The organism is Roseimaritima sediminicola, from assembly GCF_009618275.1.
GTDB classification, from domain to species: Bacteria; Planctomycetota; Planctomycetia; order Pirellulales; family Pirellulaceae; genus Roseimaritima; species Roseimaritima sediminicola.
The window spans coordinates 1-17410 of sequence record NZ_WIAD01000058.1; the positions used below are offsets into that span (position 1 = coordinate 1).

General features: G+C 62.4%; 11 protein-coding genes. 7 read left to right on the forward strand and 4 right to left on the reverse strand.

Going from position 1 to position 17410, the window contains the following annotated elements; genetic code table 11:
* Window positions 1-335 precede the first annotated feature (335 nt).
* Window positions 336-1961, reverse strand: a complete 1626-nt coding sequence (locus GE027_RS19665; protein ID WP_390621612.1) for a sodium:solute symporter family protein — start codon at window positions 1959-1961, stop codon at window positions 336-338.
* A gap of 26 nt (window positions 1962-1987) precedes the next feature.
* Window positions 1988-2269, reverse strand: a complete 282-nt coding sequence (locus GE027_RS19670) for a DUF3311 domain-containing protein (RefSeq protein WP_153558938.1) — start codon at window positions 2267-2269, stop codon at window positions 1988-1990.
* Window positions 2270-2504: 235 nt separating this feature from the next.
* Between GE027_RS19670 and GE027_RS19675 the strand changes: the two genes are divergently transcribed.
* Window positions 2505-4280 (forward strand): SLC13 family permease, encoded by a 1776-nt coding sequence (locus GE027_RS19675; RefSeq protein WP_315852924.1) that lies wholly within the window; start codon window positions 2505-2507, stop codon window positions 4278-4280.
* Window positions 4281-4859: 579 nt separating this feature from the next.
* Here GE027_RS19675 and GE027_RS19680 read toward each other — a convergent pair.
* Complete coding sequence (locus tag GE027_RS19680) at window positions 4860-5546, reverse strand: RluA family pseudouridine synthase (RefSeq protein ID WP_153558940.1); 687 nt, start codon at window positions 5544-5546, stop codon at window positions 4860-4862.
* Between the two features lie 216 nt (window positions 5547-5762).
* Between GE027_RS19680 and GE027_RS19685 the strand changes: the two genes are divergently transcribed.
* The 4 genes from GE027_RS19685 (at window position 5763) to GE027_RS19700 (ending at window position 11454) form a co-directional block, all read left to right on the forward strand.
* Entirely contained in the window at window positions 5763-7220 is a 1458-nt protein-coding gene (locus tag GE027_RS19685; RefSeq protein WP_237607675.1) for a DUF6513 domain-containing protein, read from the forward strand.
* A 56-nt stretch (window positions 7221-7276) separates the two neighbouring features.
* A complete protein-coding gene (locus tag GE027_RS19690) occupies window positions 7277-8668 on the forward strand; it encodes an anthranilate synthase component I family protein (protein ID WP_153558942.1) in 1392 nt (463 codons plus the stop codon).
* 77 nt (window positions 8669-8745) lie between these two features.
* Window positions 8746-10710, forward strand: coding sequence for an acetate--CoA ligase (gene acs, locus GE027_RS19695; protein WP_153558943.1), 1965 nt, complete (start codon window positions 8746-8748; stop codon window positions 10708-10710).
* Window positions 10711-10794: 84 nt separating this feature from the next.
* On the forward strand, window positions 10795-11454 hold the full coding sequence (locus GE027_RS19700; RefSeq protein ID WP_153558944.1) for a CPBP family intramembrane glutamic endopeptidase: 660 nt from the start codon (window positions 10795-10797) through the stop codon (window positions 11452-11454).
* A gap of 591 nt (window positions 11455-12045) precedes the next feature.
* On the opposite strand, the gene GE027_RS19705 is transcribed toward GE027_RS19700, so the two are convergent.
* Window positions 12046-15618 carry a tetratricopeptide repeat protein gene (locus GE027_RS19705; RefSeq protein WP_153558945.1) on the reverse strand — a complete coding sequence of 1191 codons (3573 nt, stop codon included), beginning with the start codon at window positions 15616-15618 and terminating at the stop codon, window positions 12046-12048.
* Window positions 15619-15699: 81 nt separating this feature from the next.
* On the opposite strand from GE027_RS19705, the gene GE027_RS19710 reads away from it, so the two are divergent.
* Window positions 15700-16794 carry a M24 family metallopeptidase gene (locus GE027_RS19710; protein WP_153558946.1) on the forward strand — a complete coding sequence of 365 codons (1095 nt, stop codon included), beginning with the start codon at window positions 15700-15702 and terminating at the stop codon, window positions 16792-16794.
* 109 nt (window positions 16795-16903) lie between these two features.
* Window positions 16904-17389 carry an acetyl-CoA carboxylase biotin carboxyl carrier protein gene (gene accB / locus GE027_RS19715; protein ID WP_153558947.1) on the forward strand — a complete coding sequence of 162 codons (486 nt, stop codon included), beginning with the start codon at window positions 16904-16906 and terminating at the stop codon, window positions 17387-17389.
* Window positions 17390-17410 lie beyond the last annotated feature (21 nt).

Here is a 17410-nt window from a genome sequence, read left to right on the forward strand (position 1 = left end):
GATGCCAATCCGAGGTGCGAGCCTCGAGAATACGTCGGGAGTCGCGGAGCGACGGCAGTCGGTTGTCCTTGCATCTCACAGCGTCAGCCCAGGACTAGCGTTGCTCAAGCCAAAGGTCGTCGCTTCGCGACTATCCGTGGGGTGGGGTGTGGCCGACCTGGGATTGGCATCCCAGGCTATCGACGGTCGTCGCTTCGCGACTATCCACGGGGCAGCGAGCCCGCGACCTGGGATCGGCATCCCAGGCCGTCGGCGGTCGTTGCTTCGCAACTGGCGATCCGCTGCGATCGCCTAAAGGCTCCACTCCAGCGCGTACGCCGCTCGCATCGGACCTCCTAAAAGAACTTGGCCAGCTTTTCTTCGCTGGGCTTCTTGGTGACCAACGAGACCAGGACCGTAGCCAACAGCGTACAACAGAACATCCCGGCGACGGGCATCACCAACATCGGCTCTCCGTCGCCCCAAGGAATCTGCAGCTTGTAACCGTCCAGGTCCCCCTGGCCGAGAGCCAGATAGAACAGCGTGCCCCAGCTGCCGATCGCTGCCAACACGCCGGCGATCGCACCGGCCGCGGTCAGTCCGCGCCAGTACAGCGCGGCAATGATGATCGGGAACAGGGCACTGAAGCCGCTGAAACACCACACGCCCAGCGCAAACACGCTGCTCTTGGTGCCCAGGATCAGACTGATGATGTAGGTCACCGCGACGATCCCGATGATGAACAGCCGCGTGAACATCACCTGCTGCTTGTCGCTGAAGCGGTCTTTGCCGGCGTAGTGCAGCACGATGTCGTTGTTGAAGATCGTGCCGATGCACAGGAACTGGCTGTCCAAACTGGACATGATCGCCGCCAGAATCCCGGCGGCCAAGAAACCGCCGAGCAGCGGTCCGGTCTGTGTCTTTACCAGAAACGGCAGGATCGAGTTGGCCGATTCCATCGACGGCTTGGGCGGCATCGACGGCATCAACGAGCCCTGAGCCCAAACGCCGACCAACACACAGGGCACCCACACGATCATGATGAACAGCGGGTGGAAGACAACCGGCACCTTGAACGCTTTGGCGCTCTTGGCCGTCATCCAGTGCTGAAACAGGTGCGGGAACATGCCCACCGACAGCGGAATGAACAGGTACGAGAAGAACACCGTCTTGCTCATGTGTGCTCGCGTGCTGAACTCCGCAGGCACCGACTCGCCCAGAACGCGGAGGTTTTCAAAGAAGCCGTCCTGCTTGCCCAGGCGACTGGCGATCACATAAAAGGTCAGGATCCCCAGCACCATGAACACCAAGGTCTGAAACGTGTTGGCCCAGGTCGTACCACGCATCCCGCCGAAGAACACATAGATCAACACGACCACACAGATCAACAACGATCCCATCCAAGGCGGAACCCCGCCGTGCAGGGCCGGCACGATCTCGCCGGCCGGATTCATCACCTGGAACCAACTCCAGTCCGGCGCCAAACCGGCTGTCAGAGCTTGAATCACCACGCCGCTGCTGATCACGCCGACCAACAGGTACGGGATGACCAGGCCTACCAGGATGGGAAACATCAGGAGGCCCAGGAAGTCGTTATCCAGCCGGTCGCGAAAGAATTCGATCTGCGTCGTGTAGCCATGCTTTCGCGCAAAGCTCCACACCTTGACACCGATCAGAAAGAAACACATCGAGTGGATGACGCCGCTGCTGCTGGCCATCAAGCCGTACACACCGACGCCCTCCTTGTAGGCTTGGCCGCTGCTGCCGACCAACGCAAAGGCCGTCATCGTTGTTCCGAAGATGCTCATCAACAACAGAAACGGACCGATCGAATGGCTGGCCGTCTGATAGTCCTCGCGCGTTCCGCTGAACATGCGACTGGAGAACATCCCCAGGCCCAACAGCAAACTCAGGTACACCAGGATGATCACCAACTGCAGCAGGCCCGGATGCCAGGGGTTGGCCGCCTCGGCGGCCAACAAGATGCCTGCGTTCCAAATCCCAACACTCATTGCACTTCCTCCGCAGACGCTTCACCGGGCGGTCGTTGTTCGACCGCCGCCTTGGTTTCTTCGATCAACTCCACCGGCCAGGCAATCTGGGTAGCCAAGAACCAGACAAACGTCGCGATCAGAGAGAGCCGAGCGTGGTAATACAAGCCGATCGGAATGAACCCAAAGACCAATTCGTCGTTGTGCCAATTCCAGTTATCTTGGTGCAGCACCAGCATGACAAACACCAGAAAGGCGATCAGCAGGGGCCCAAAACGTCTCTTTTTCTGCGAAGACATAAGCGTTAAGGCAGGCTGGGAAGGGAGGAAGGACGAGGCGCCCGGCGGCCCAATCGTCCGCCGACGCTCGTGATTGGTCACAGTGTAGTTGATCGGTGACTGCGAAGTACACTGGTGCAGCTATACTGGCCGCCTTACATCCGTCTGACTCGAAGGAAGTGCACTGATTCTGGACTGGGAACCCTGGTTCGCGATCGCCATCGCCCTGCTGTTGCTGGGTGGTTTGGCGCTGCGCTTGGCGTCGACCGATCTGCTGGCCGTGTCCTGCCTGGCGATCCTGATCGTGGTCAGCGATGTCAGCGGGTCGGCCCTCTTGCCGACGCCCGCCGAAGCTTTGGCGGGGTTCGGCAACACGGCCCTGATCACCATCGGCCTACTGTTTGCCGTGGTCGCCGGGCTGGAATTTACCGGCGGAACCCAGCTGGCGACCGGTTGGTTGCTGGGCCGGGCGCGAGGCCTGCGCGACGGCCAACTGCGGCTGCTGCTACCGGTGGTCACCCTGAGCGGATTTCTGAACAACACGCCGCTGGTGGCCGCCCTGATGCCGGTCGTGGGGGACCTGAGCAAACGCACCGGGGTGAGCAGCAGTCGGTTCCTCTTGCCCCTGTCCTATGCCGCCATCCTGGGCGGGATGTGCACCTTGCTGGGAACCAGCACGAACCTGTTGATCTATCAGGAATACCGCATCAAGGGCGGCACGGAACTGGGATTTTTCTCCCCGGGCTGGGTGGGGGCTCCCGCGGCGATATGCGGCCTGCTGTACATCCTCACCTTCACTCGAAAGTTTTTGCCCGAGCGGCGACCGGCGGTCAGCACCCACGACGACCCGCGGCAATACACGGTCGAAATGTCCGTGACGGTCGACGGTCCGCTGGTCGGCCGTACGATCGAGGATGCGGGCCTGCGTCACCTGCCTGGCCTGTACCTGGCGGAGATCCAGCGCCGCGGCGAAGTCCTGCCGGCGGTGGCCCCCACCGAACGGCTGCACGGCGGCGACCTACTGATCCTGGTCGGTGCCCTGGAATCGGTCGTCGACCTCCGCAAGATCCGCGGACTGACCCCGGCCACCGACCAAACCCGCAAACTGAATTCGCCCGCCTGGCAACGTCAGTTGGTCGAGACGGTCGTCAGCCAACGCTGTCCGCTGGTGGGAAAATCGATCCGCGAAGGTAAATTCCGCACCCGCTACCGAGCGGCCGTGATCGCGGTGGCGCGCGGTGATCAACGCGTACCCGGCAAACTGGGCGACGTCGTGCTCGAACCCGGCGACGTCCTGTTGCTGGAAGCCCCCCAGTCGTTCCTGCAACACCACGGCAGCTCGCGAGACTTCTTCTTGGTCAGCCGGGTCGACGGCGGGGAAGTGCGTCGGCCGGAACGCGCCTGGCTTTCGTTGATTATCATGCTGATCATGGTTGTCGCGGCGGCGACCCAGTTGGTCGAAGTGGTCACGGCGGCATTGGTCGCGGCGATCACGATGGTGGCGCTGCGCTGCTGTACGATGAGCGAAGCGCGGCGCAGCGTCGACGGTTCGATTCTGTTGGTGATCGGTGCCGCGATCGGCATCGGTTCGGCGATGGAGAAGAGCGGGGCGGCCAGCGGAATCGCCACCGGGGTGTTGGCGATGGCCGGCCAGAACCCGCTGGCCACGTTGGCGATTGTGTACCTCACAACGATGCTGTGCACCGAACTGATCACCAACAACGCGGCGGCCTTGCTGATGTTTCCGATCGCCTGGACCGCCGCGATCGACCTGGGCTACGATCCCACGCCCTTCGTCGTGGCCGTGATGATCGCGGCCTCGGCCAGCTTTGCCACGCCCTTCGGTTACCAAACCAACCTGATGGTCTACAGCGTCGGGGGGTACCGAATGAGCGACTACCTGCGATTCGGCATGCCGCTCAACGCCCTGGTCTTCGTGGTCGCAATGATCCTGATTCCAGCGCACTGGGGTTTTCAAAAGTTCGACCCGCCCGCGGCCGTGCAAGTTGTCGAAGTCGAACAATCCCAGTAGTGGGTTGTCGATTCCCGTCGCCAAACTCGCCAGAATCTGGTCGCTGTTTGGCAGAGCCAGCGTTCGCCGAGGGGCGATTGCAAATCTCCTGATTCCGGCGGAATCTATGGATGGAACGAACGTTCCTAAATCGCGGAGCGATGGCATGTGGTAGCCCCAAAGCGCGAGCCCGGGGAAACGTAAACATTACGAACAAAAGCCCTGGAAGGGCGACAGGAAGTCTGGCACCGGAATTCATGTCGTCCCTCTGGGACTGGCGCGCGGGTGTGGGGGGCGGCACCCCAGGCTCGCGCCTGGGGCTACCACATGTCGCCACTGGCGTGGCTGCTGCGTCCCGAGCTTCGCACGCCCTACATCGAATCCGCTAGAGCCAGCAAATCTTAACTCTCAAGTCTCAAATCGAGCACGAGCACGAGCACGAGCACGAGCACGAGCACGAGCACGAGCACGAGCACGAGCACGAGCACGAGCACGAGCACGAGCACGAGCACGAGCGGATTTCAACCTCGCCACTCGCCACTCGCCACTCGCCACTCGCCACTAACAACCAAACTCTGGCGTTTTTCGGTTACGGGACGACTACGGCGTTTGGCGGGGCCAGTACGGGGGCAGGGGGGCTTTGATTTCGACGGGCTTGGCTGTGCGAGGATGCCGAAAAACCACTCGCCAGGCGTGCAGCGCGATGGCGGCCGCTCGCGGATCCTCCGCTTCCGGGCCGAATGATTGTTCGCTGCCGTACAGACGATCGCCCAGGACCGGATGGCGGCGGCTGGACGCCTGCAACCGAATCTGGTGCATGCGTCCGGTTTGCAGTTGAATCTCCAACAGCGTCTGTCCCATGCGTCGCTCCCGAACGCTGTACTCCAGCCGTGCAGCTCGCGCTCCACACACGCCTTCGCCAACCAACTCCGCCCGCGCTTCCTCGGGTACTTTGCGCATCGTATCGGTCCACGTTCCCTGCGCCGGATCCACTTCGCCTTCGACCCAGGTCAGGTAGCGTTTTTCGACCTTCTGCGATACAAACTGCTCGCTTAACAAGCGCGCGGTGCGCTGGGAAAGTGCGGCGACCAAGACGCCGCTGACCGGCCGGTCCAAACGATGTACCAAGCGAACCGCCTGGGCCGCAGCCGCTCCACTGCGCTGTCGCAGCATGGTCTGCAACTGCGCCTGAACCGATGGCACCTCCGGCGGCGCGGTCGACAAGATTCCGGCGGGCTTGTTCACCACGATCACGTTGGCGTCTTCCCAAAGGATCGGCACCGACATGATCTTGGTTCCGTTTCGTCTGGAGCAACTGCAGATGAGAGACGCGCATAAAAAAACGAGAGACCCCGGCCACGCGTGTTTGATCGAATCATCTTGGTTTAAGATGATTCGATCAACACTGCGCGAGTCTCTCGCTGTTGGATGTTTTATGCGTTTCGAGTTATCGGTCAAGAGCTTGGTTCACAACTTCGTACAACTTTTTTGCATCGCAGCAGTGTGAACGACGCGCCCGCACCACAACGACACATTCATTTCGTGACCGGCAAGCTCGCTGCGCCGGCGCTGCGCAGCGTGGTGCAGGACCTGGCCCAGCGGCTTGCCTTTCAGTTCACGATCGAAGTGCTGCCGATCACGGTTGCCGCGTTGATGACACCGGCCTGGATCAAGCGTCGCTGGAATCTGCCGCGCGAAGCGACCGAAGTGCTGTTGCCCGGTTACGTCGGCGATCCGATCGAACTGCAACAAGACACAGCGATTCCCGTACGCTTAGGTCCCAAAGACCTGCGTGAGTTGCCCGAGTACTTTGGTTCGTCTCGCCACACTCGCGACGATTACGGACGGTTTGATATTCGCATCTTGGCCGAGATCAATCACGCGAATCGTCTGCCGATGGACGCCTTGCTCGCTCGCGCCCAGCAGGCGATCGACGACGGCGCGGACATCATCGATCTGGGTTGCAGTCCGGGCCAACAGTGGCGCGATGTTGCGCTGGCAGTGCGCGGTCTGCGAGAAAAAAACATCGCCGTTTCCATCGACACGTTCGACGCTTGGGAAGCCGAACAGGCGACGCGCGCCGGAGCGCAGCTCGTGCTGTCGGTCAATTCCAGCAACCGCGAGGCCGCCAAGGACTGGGGATGCGAAGTGGTTTCGATCCCCGACACGCCCGATGACCTGGCGTCGCTGGAAGCAACCGTGGCTTACCTGGATCGCCACGGCGTCGCCCAGCGGATCGATCCCATCCTCGAACCGATCGGTGTCGGCGGCGCTTGCAGGCGCGGGCAAAGCGGGGGATTTACGGCAAGTTTGCTGCGCTACGCCGCGGTACGCCGTCGCTTTCCCGATCACGAAATGATGATGGGCATCGGTAACTTGACCGAATTGACCGACGTCGACTCGGCGGGCGTGAACGTGATCCTGCTGGGCATCTGCCAGGAACTGGGCATCCGCAGTGTGTTGACGACCGAAGTCATCAACTGGGCTCGTTCGGCGGTCCGCGAATGCGATCTCGGCCGGCGGCTGGTGCATTACGCGATTGGCCATCGCGTGCCTCCCAAACGGCTGGAACCCGGCTTGGTGATGCTGCGCGATCCGCGCCTGCGCCCCTATCCGGCCGAGGCGCTTCGCGAGTTGGCAGAGCAGATCAAGGACAATAACTACCGTTTGTTTGCTCAGGAGAATCAGATCCATGTGCTGGCTGCGGACCTGCACCTCAGTGGCGAAGATCCGTTTGCGCTCTTCGCCCGGTTGCTCGCGCAACCGCAGGCCGACAACATCGATCGCGGGCACGCCTTCTACCTGGGATACGAGATGGCCAAAGCGGTTACGGCATTGACGCTGGGTAAGCAGTACGAACAGGATGAGGCCCTATCCTGGGGCTTATTAACGCGTCCCGAAGATCATCAGCGTCTCGCCCGTACCCCTCGTCATCGCCAGCGCCGAAAGGATTCCTCCTGAACACCACGTCGCCGCCATCCTGGTCATGGGTGGAACCTTTGCCGGTTGTCCGGCCGATGCCCGATGACTTTTCCTTTGTCACCGCATTTCAATCCCTGGCCGACTTGCCGGGCGTGCTGTGGCTGGACAGCGCCACGAACGGACCCGATCAGATGGGGCGTTACTCGTTTCTCAGCGCCGATCCGGTCGAGCGTCTGCGCTGCGATGCCAGCGAGGCCGATGGCTGGACGAAGATGTGTCGATGGTTGGAGGCCCATCTGCGGCACAGCATTCCCGCCACGGCCGTCGCGCACCTGCCTCCGTTTCAAGGCGGGATTGCCGGCGTGTGGGGTTACGAGGCGGCCAGCTGGATCGAATCGGTGGGGCGAGCCGCGATGGACGACCTGCCCACGCCTCCGATCTGTCTGGGACTGTATGACTGGGTGATTGCCTGGGACCATCAGCAACGTCGCGGATGGTTGATCTCGCAGGGCCTACCGGAAACCCAGTGGGATCGGCGACTGCATCGCGCGGTCCGCCGCGCCGATCAAGTGATGGCTTGGCTGCAGCGGCGCGAGGTGCGGCCCGCCGATGCACCGGTCCCGCGTCCTGCGGCGCAATTGGCTGCCGCGTTTCCCACGCCTTATGCTGGGCTGACCAGCAACTTTACCGGTCCGGCGTTTCAAGAAACCGTCGCCGAGATCGTCGCTCGCATCCGCCGCGGAGACAGCTTTCAAGTCAACATCGCCCAGCGGCTGCTGTGCCCCCAACCGCAGCCCTCGCCGGCGCTTTACCTGAAGCTGCGGGCCAGCAACCCGGCGCCGCTGGCCGGATACTACGATGGCGGCGATTTTCAACTGCTCAGCTCGTCGCCCGAGGGATTCCTGCGGCTGAGCAACCGGCAGGTGGAAACCCGGCCCATCAAGGGCACCACGCCGCGTACCGGCGACGCCGCCCGCGATGCGGCGCTCGCCAAGGAGCTGTACGAGAGCCAGAAGGACCGCGCCGAGAACGTGATGATCGTCGACCTGATGCGCAACGACCTCTCGCGCGTGTGCGACGATCAAAGCGTACGGGTGGAGAAACTGTGCGAGGTCGAACCCTATGCGTTTGTGCAGCACCTGGTCTCGGTGGTTCGCGGCACGCTGGATCCGTCGGCGACGCTGGGCGACCTGCTGACGGCGTGCTTTCCCGGCGGCAGCGTGACCGGAGCCCCCAAGGTGGAAGCGATGCGCACGATCGCCCAGCTGGAACCCACCCCCAGAGGGCCCTACTGCGGCTCGCTGGGCTATATCAGTTGTGGCGGCGCGGCCGACTTCAACATCCTGATCCGCAGCGCCACCGCAGCGCATGGATGGCTGCAATTTCCTGTTGGAGGCGGTATAACGGCCAGAAGCGATCCCTACGCCGAAGAACAAGAGACGTGGCACAAGGCCGAAGGCATGTTACGCGCCCTGGTCTCGCGTTAAACTGGCTCGCGTTAAACTGGTTGGTTCGCAGCCGTGTTTTGATAGCCGTCGATAAAACGAAAGAGAGAGTGCCTCGCATGTCGCAATCCGCGTCCGGACAAGTTGATCACGTTCTGAACGAAGACCGTTTGTTTCCCCCGCCCCAGCAGTTCGTCGACCGTGCCGTCATCAACTCCGAAGAACAGTACCAACGACTGTATGACGCGGCGGCCAACGATCCCGATGCGTTCTGGGATGCCGAAGCCAAAGAACACCTGCACTGGTTCGAACCCTACCAGAAGGTTTGTCAGTGGGACGCGCCGCACGCCCAGTGGTTTGTCGGCGGCAAGACCAACGCCAGCTACAACTGCTTGGACGCGCACATCGCCGCCGGCCGCGGCGACCGCACGGCCCTGATCTGGGAAGGCGAACCGGGCGAACAGCGGAGCTTGACCTACGCCGAACTGCACAAAGAGGTCTGCAAGACCGCCAATGCGCTGCGTGCCCTGGGCATCGGTCTGGGCGACGTGGTCAGCATCTACATGCCGATGACGGTCGAACTGCCGATCGCCATGCTGGCCTGTGCGCGGATCGGGGCGGTCCACTCGGTCATCTTCGCGGGCTTCTCCGCCGAATCGATCGCCGAACGCAATAACGATGCGGGGGCCAAGTTGGTGATCACGGCCAACGGCCTGTATCGCCGCGGAAAGGTTCTGCCGCTGAAAGAAACCGTCGATGAAGCCTTGGAAAAATCCGCCACGGTCAAACACTGCCTGGTGCTGCAGCGAATCGCCGACCAGGACACCCCGATGGTCGAGGGGCGTGACATCTGGTGGCACGACGCGGTCGACAGCGCGAGTCCCGAATGCGAAGCCACGCCGCTGGACAGCGAAACGCCGCTGTTCATCCTGTACACCAGCGGCAGCACGGGCAAACCCAAAGGGATCCTGCACACCACGGCCGGCTATACCCTGTGGGCCAAACGCACCTTCCAGTGGGTCTTCGATCATCGCGACGACGACGTGTACTGGTGCACGGCCGACTGCGGATGGATCACCGGGCACAGTTACGTCGTCTACGGCCCGCTGGCCGCCGGAGCCACCTGCCTGATGTACGAAGGCGCCCCGAACCATCCGGCCGAAGACCGGTTCTGGGACCTGATCGAAAAGTACAAAGTCACGGTCATGTACACCGCGCCCACCGCGATCCGGGCGTTCATCAAGTGGGGCGACCAACACGTCGATGCCCATGACCTGTCCAGCCTGCGACTGCTGGGCACCGTGGGCGAAGGCATCAACCCCGAAGCCTGGATGTGGTACCACAAAAAAATCGGCGGCGAGCGCTGCCCGATCGTCGATACCTGGTGGCAGACGGAAACCGGCGGGATCATGATGAGCCCCTTGCCCGGGGTGACGGCCACCAAACCGGGATCCTGCACCAAACCGCTGCCGGGCGTGATTCCGGCCATCGTCGATGAGACCGGCAAAGAGGTCCAATCCGAACACGGCGGCATGCTGTGCATGGCAAAGCCCTGGCCCGGTATGTTGCGCGGCATCTGGGGCGACGAAGAACGCTTTGTCGAACAGTACTGGTCGATGGTCCCCGGAAAATACTTGACCGGCGACAACGCTCGTCGAGACAAAGACGGTTACTACTGGATCATGGGTCGCATCGACGACGTGATCAACGTCTCCGGACACCGCTTGAGCACGATCGAAGTGGAAAGCGCGTTGGTCAGCCATCCGCAGGTGTGCGAAGCTGCCGTCGTCGGTCGTCCCCACGAACTCAAGGGCCAAGGCATCGCGGCGTTTGTCACGATCCAGGAGGGAGAACCCAGCGAGGAACTGCGCAAAGCCCTCAAGCAACACGTTCGTAAAGAGATCGGGGCTTTGGCCCAGCCCGACGACATCCGCTTTACCTCCTCGCTGCCCAAGACCCGCAGCGGCAAGATCATGCGGCGCTTGCTGCGCGATATTGCCGAGGGCAAGGAGTCGGCTGGCGATACCAGTACGTTGGAAGACTACACCGTGCTGGCGAAGCTGCGCGAGCAGAACGAAAGCTAAAGCGCGCCCGGGCGGGTTGAAGCTTGACCATTTTCTTTGCGCGCCGAGCCTTCGCTTCGGCGCCGCCACGAAAGATGTTTCCGCATGGATGACCAAGACGACGATTGGAACGACGATTGGAACGGCGAACCGGAGGCGGCAACCGATCCGAACTCTTTCTTCGTCAAAGCGGCGGTCTTCGAACTGTCGCTGGGCCTGCTGGGGTTGCTGGCCGGGTGGCTGCTCGGCTACGACGCCCGGCAGTTGATCCCGCCGGCCGACGAGTGGGGTCCGATCGCCTACGGAATCGGTTTGGGCATTGCCGCCACCGCGCCGATGTTGGTCGCCGTGTGGATCCTGGACAAATTAAAACTAACCGGCGTGCAGGAACTCAGCCGGTTGACCGAAGACCGCCTGCTGGCGCCGATGCGACACCTGACGGCGTTGGAACTGTTCGCGATCTCGCTGTGCGCGGGCCTGGGCGAGGAACTGTTGTTTCGCGGTTGGCTGCAGGGCTGGCTGATCGGATCGATGGAAGACGCCTCGCTGCTGCGCGTGACCCTTGGCGTGCTGGTCGCCTCGGTGGCCTTTGGACTGGTGCACGCGATGACGCCGACGTACTTCGTGCTGGCCACGCTGGTCGGCGTGTACCTGGGCTGGTTAACGGTCGCGACCCAAAATCTATTGGTTCCGATCGTCGCCCACGCCCTGTACGACGCGGTGCAATTAATCCTGGCCGTTCGCCAAAAGCCCGAGCCGACCTAGAAGGAACGCGCGCAGCCGAAAACCGCCAGAGTTTGGTTGTTGGTGGCGAGTGGCGAGGTTGAAATCTGCGCGTGCTCATTCTGAGATCTGAGACCTGCTGACTCCGGCGGAATCTGTGTAGGGCTTGGCGCAGTAGAAGGCAATGTTTTCTCCCCTCTCCCCCGCGGCGCCGCGAGCGTCAGCGAGTGAAGCAGTGGTGGGAGAGGGGCCGGGGGTGAGGGGGTCTCGGGTGCAACGGAATGACTCATAACGTACGATCCCCAGGGCCGTGCGCCGCATCGAGATACGGCCATGCTGCTGCTGCTCTGCATTCCCCCCTCACCCCCGACCCCTCTCCCCCGAATCCTGACTCGCTTAGGCTCGCCAGGATTCGGGGGAGAGGGGAGAAAACGATTCTTCTCTTACATAGATTCCGCCAGAGCCAGGAGATCTGAGATTTGCTGACTCCAGCGGAATCTGTGCGCAACGCGGGGCCGTCAAAAGCAATGTTTTCTCTTACATAGATTCCGCCGGAGCCAGCGATTCTCAAATCGAATACGAACTCGCCACTCGCCACTCAAAAACGAACCTCCAAACTCTGGCGGTTTTCGGCTACGGCGATGCTGGCAGCACGAACAGGGTGCCGCTTTTGTATTCAAAGCCTTGCTTGATCCAGGGCATCAACTGGCCGTCGGCCGCCGGGCGGACCACCAACGTGTCCTCGTCGGGATCGCTGCGATGGACCCGGCACGGTATCGCCTCGCGACATCCGGCCACGGTCAACAACAGCGTAGCCGCCACTCCGTCCTCGGTTCCCTCCAGCGCTTCGGTCCACTGCGCCAGGTCCCAGGCCCTACCGTCCAGGTCTGCCGCAGCGTTCTCGATTTCGAATACCGGGTCGTGAGCCACGGCGGGTCCTACCGGAATCCGATCGGCCCAGCGCAGTTGCGACGCCAGATCGGGACCGGTCCATAACCACTGCCGGTCGCCCAGCCAACAGGCCGTAGCCTCGGGCGTGGCCGCGGCGGCCAACAGGGCGAACAGCCGTTCGTCGGGTCGCGGCCGCTGGTCCAATACCGCGATCCGCAAGGCCCGGACCTCGTCCAATAACGCCACCGCGTCCTCTACCGACAATCCCTGTTGCTTGCCGACGCCCCGGAAACTGTGCACCAGAATCCGCTGGCCGTTATCCGTCTGCGCCAACCACGCCTGCGAGTCCCGTTCCTGCGGCGGCAGGGACAGCGTGGTTAACCGGAATGTCTTGCCGCTGGCCTGCTGCAGCACGTCGGTGACCTGCTGGGCCGAAAAGGACGTTTCGCCAGGAAACAACAACGTCGCGGTGCTGCGTCCATCATGAGCCCGAACCGGCATCGTCACCTCGGACAACAGTTCTTCGAACGCCTTCTGGTCGGCGGCGCGGCGAACCCAAGGACGCGCCTCGTCACTGGCCAACCAACTGCCCAGCGACAGGATGCTGTAGCGGGAAACGTCGCCTTGCGTTTCGTCCTCCTCCGAACCATCTCGAAAATGACTGCGAAGGGCGGCGTAATCGCGATGGGCCAGATCGACCAGGGCAACGAGCGGCGTTTCGCCGGGGTAACTGGGTGTCCACTTCCGCGCCATCTCGCGAGCGACATTCTCGTTGCCGATCTGCAACCACGCGGCGACCAACCCTTTACTCAGCTGCGACATCCGCCACGGATCCGCGTCCCCCAGTCGCCCCTTGCTCTCGGCAAAGGACTCCGACGCTTGCACGTACTGTCCGCGTTGCTGCTGAACCCGGCCGATCGCAGCGAGCACGGGGGGCAACCGAGCATCGGTTGTATCGCCGTCCGGTTCGGACGGTTCCAGCCACTGTCGGCACTGCTGCAACACCTCCAGATCACCCGCCTGCTCGGCTGCTTCGACGATGCTGTCTAACAACCCCGCGTCATCGGAAGCCGGTTCGCTGGAATCCGCATCCGAGCGCAAGCCCTGCAGGATCGACGACTCTTCCGCCGGCTCGACACTGTGCTGCAAGGCCTGCTGGATCAACGACCGTCTCAGCCCGGCATCGGGCGTCCACACCAGATGCCGGGCCTGCTGGGTACGGATCAGCGACAAAGCTTCGGCGGGAAAGTCCAGCATCGCCTCGCGTGCCCTCTGGATCGCCTGCTCGCTGTGCTCGTTGCTCTCGGTGATGCGTCCCTGGCGAAACGCCCGCTCGGCCAACAGCGTCTGTCGATGCATTCGAACGACAGCGCTCTGGCTGTCCTCGGTGGCCGTCAAGAATCGTTCCAGCGCCGAGGGTTCGCGCAGGCGCTGCAGATGACCGGCCAATTGCTGCAAGCGCTGCGGATCATCGGGCCACCGCTGCAAGACATCCAGCGGCCGCTTTAGATCCAGCAGGGCCTGGGCCAGATAGTAATCGACCAGGGGAACCAACCACTGCTCGTCACTGGCGGCGTCGTCGGCGTTTGCATTCAAGTAATCCGCAAAACGCTGGATCTCTTCGGCGGCGGGTTCGGGTTGCTGCTGGACGAACAACAACCACCCTCGCAAACCAGCCGCGTAGGGATCGTCCTCCAGGCCGGCCGCCTGCAGGGCCTCCAACAGCGTTTGGTTATCGTGATAGTACTCATCATTGTAGACGCGCTGCACCAGGGCTTTCAGGGTTGCCTGCACGTCGCGTGATTCGCTGAACATTTTGTCAAAGCGTCCACTTTCCAAGCGGGCGGCGAGGTAGTCGTCCTCGGCGATCTGCCGCAAGAACGGCAAACTGGCCATCTGTCGTGCCTTCAAGAACTGCTCGGCGGCGGCATCGAAATCGCCTTCTTCCCATGCCAGATTCGCGACCACCAACGGCCGGACTTCAGCGGGCAAATCAAGACGCAGTTCGACTTCCTCAAGCAGAGCCTGGCCCCAAGCCGCGTCGCTGGCGGCGGTATCGAGCAGGTAACGCCAAGCGGTTTCGGCTTGCTCCTCGGCCAACCCACCATCGACGACCGTGTCCAACAACGTCGGCACGTCACCGGGTCGTTGGTAGTAGACCGCGCTGCCCATCAAAGCCATGTCTTGAGGACAGATCTCATAGGCGCGCAGGGCCGCATCGGCGGCCGCTTGCCGGTTGCCCCGCACGTCCTCCACTTCCGACAGCAACCAGTACACATTGGGATGATGCGGCGACTGTTGCTGGGCCCGCTGGATCAATGGATAGGCTTTGTCGTATTCTTCGAGATTCAAATAGGCCATCGCCAGCACCGGCCACACGCCCCAGCGATCATCCGGGGTGGCGATCTTTTCCAACACGTCGATGGCTTCTTGATTCTGCTGTAGGGCCAACCACACATAGGCGATCCGCATTCTCGCAACCGGCCGATCTTCGGCTAACATCGCCGTCTGTTCGCACCGCTCGAGCAACCGGCGGGCCTCTTCCTGTTGGCCCGCGTTCCAAAGCTCCTGGGCTTCGTCCAATTGGGCGATCACTTCGTCGTAGCCGTCCGCGGCGGGTGAATCGTCGTCCATAAACCCCGCGTACTCGTCGGACATCCGGCGTCCGTATTCCATCCGCTGCCAGTCGTACAAATACCAACGGTCGCGGTCACGGACCAAGTACCACTGGTAGGACTCACACTGGTTTTCGTCGCTGTAGGACAACAGGTCGACCGTCGCCAAACGCCCTTCGTCCGACAACCGCACCGCCAGGATGCGGTGATACGGTTCGACCGAGGGCTGCGGGGGACTTTCTTCCAGCCACTGGGCGATCCCCACACGTTCCAGATAGGACAGCTCGTCGCCGAAAGCGCTTCGCGAGATGGCCGTCATGAACATATTGGTGTGGAACGGAATCGCTTCGCCGTGCCGCAGCGAGTCCGCGCTGCGGTGGACGAAGTCACACACCTGCCTGTCGACGCAGGGGTCCTCGGCCAGCCGCTCCAGCGACCGATTGAACTGCTGGGCATCGGCCGCAAAGCGGGGCGGGTCCGCCGGCAGGGCAGCAAGCTCTTCGGTACTGACGGTCGAACGAACGGCGTTCCAGACGATGGCCCCCACCCCGCAGCAGGCGAGCATCGTCACGACGGCGAATCCGGCCAGCACGATCAACAGCGTCTTGACGCCGTTGTTCTGAGGCGGCGGCAGCGGATTTCCCGCGGGGTGTTCGGAGACAGACGCGGACGTAAAGATAGATCGGTCGTGCTGCGACACACGCGGCTCCCTTGAGAGATAGATAGGGATGGCTGCAATAGAGCCTCTCGCTTCGCATTATAAGTCAATCAGGACCAACGTATGGATTACGTCTCGCGACGCCAACGCCTTCGCACCCAACTGGAAACGACCGATGCCGAAGCCTTGTTGGTGACCCACGACATCAACGTCCGCTATTTGACCGGCTTCACCGGCGACAGCACGTACCTGTTGATGCATCGCGACGGTACGTTGTTGCTGAGCGACCGCCGCTATGAAACCCAGCTGCAGCAGCAGTGCGAGGAGATACCGGCTATGGTCCGGGGACCCGAACGCACGATGCAGCAATTACTCCAGCAGGCGATTGCCGAAGTTGCCGCGGGTCAGCGAATCGGCCTGGAAGCCGACCACGTTTCCTGGAACCAGCAGCGGCAATTGGCCGAGAGCGGAAGCGGCGCCACGTGGGTGGCGACCAGCGGCCTGGTCGAATCGATCCGAGCGATCAAGGACGAAGCGGAACTGGCGATTCTGCGGCGGGCGGTGTGGATTGCCGAGCGGACCTTCGAAGGCCTGCGCGCCCAGCTTCGTCCCGGCTGGACGGAACGGCAAATGGCGCACGAAGTCGAAGCGTTGATGCGGCGTCTGGGCGCCAGCGGCTGTGGGTTCGATCCGATCCTGGCCGTCGATGCCAACGCCGCGCTGCCGCATGCCCAGCCGGGCGAGCAGTGCTTGGATCGCGCCGCGGTATTGCTGGTCGACTGGGGCGCCAAGCATCAAGGCTATACCAGCGACCTGACTCGGACGCTGTCGATCGGTCCGCCCAGCGACCGCTACCGACAGGTCTACGAGGTGGTGCTCGAGGCCCAGCAGGCGGCGATCGAACGGTTGGCGCCGGACGTTCCCTTCAGCGAGGTGGACGCGGCGGCCCGCGACGTCATCAAGAGCGCCGGCTTTGGCGACTACTTCGGTCACGGTCTCGGCCACGGGATCGGTTTGGAGGTTCACGAACAGCCGCGAATCGCTTCGGTTTCCCAGGGCCGCCTCCAGGCCGGAATGGTCGTGACGGTGGAACCGGGGATCTATTTACCCGGCGAATTCGGGGTCCGCATCGAAGACGACGTGTTGATTACGCCCGAGGGACACGAAGTTCTTTCAGAACTGCCCAAGGGCCTCGAAGCCTGCACCGTTATCCTGTAAAACATGCCCACTGGGACATTTTGTCAAGGCATGATTGTGTATTCCCACCAGCATGGGCGGCCCCCACAACAGGGCTGCTGCTTCACCCAACATAGCGAGACTACGTCGTATGACTGAGGGCGGCAAACACGGTTCGGACAGCGTATTTGGTATCGAGCGACTCCAAACGCTGATTGAACTGATGGAGCAGCATGATCTGGCTGAAATCGACCTCCAGCAGGACGAGGAGCGGATTCGGCTGAAGCGCGGCGGTGCAGCCCAACCCGTGCTGGCCGCGCCGGCCAGCCCCGCGGCGGCCCCGGCCCCGGCGGCCCCCACCCCGGCCGCTTCGGCCCCGGCCGAGGGCGCCAATATCGTGACCGTCAAATCGCCGATGGTCGGCACCTTCTACACCAAACCCAACCCCGAATCGGATCCGTTTGTCAAAGTCGGTTCGATGGTTTCAGCCGACACGGTGATCTGCATCGTCGAAGCGATGAAGGTCTTCAACGAGATCCCAGCGGAGGTCAGCGGCAAGGTCGTGGCCGTGCTGGCCGAGAACGGCGAACCGGTCGAATTCGATAAGCCGCTGTTCAAGATCGACACCTCTGCCTGACCCTCGCACCAAAACACCAGC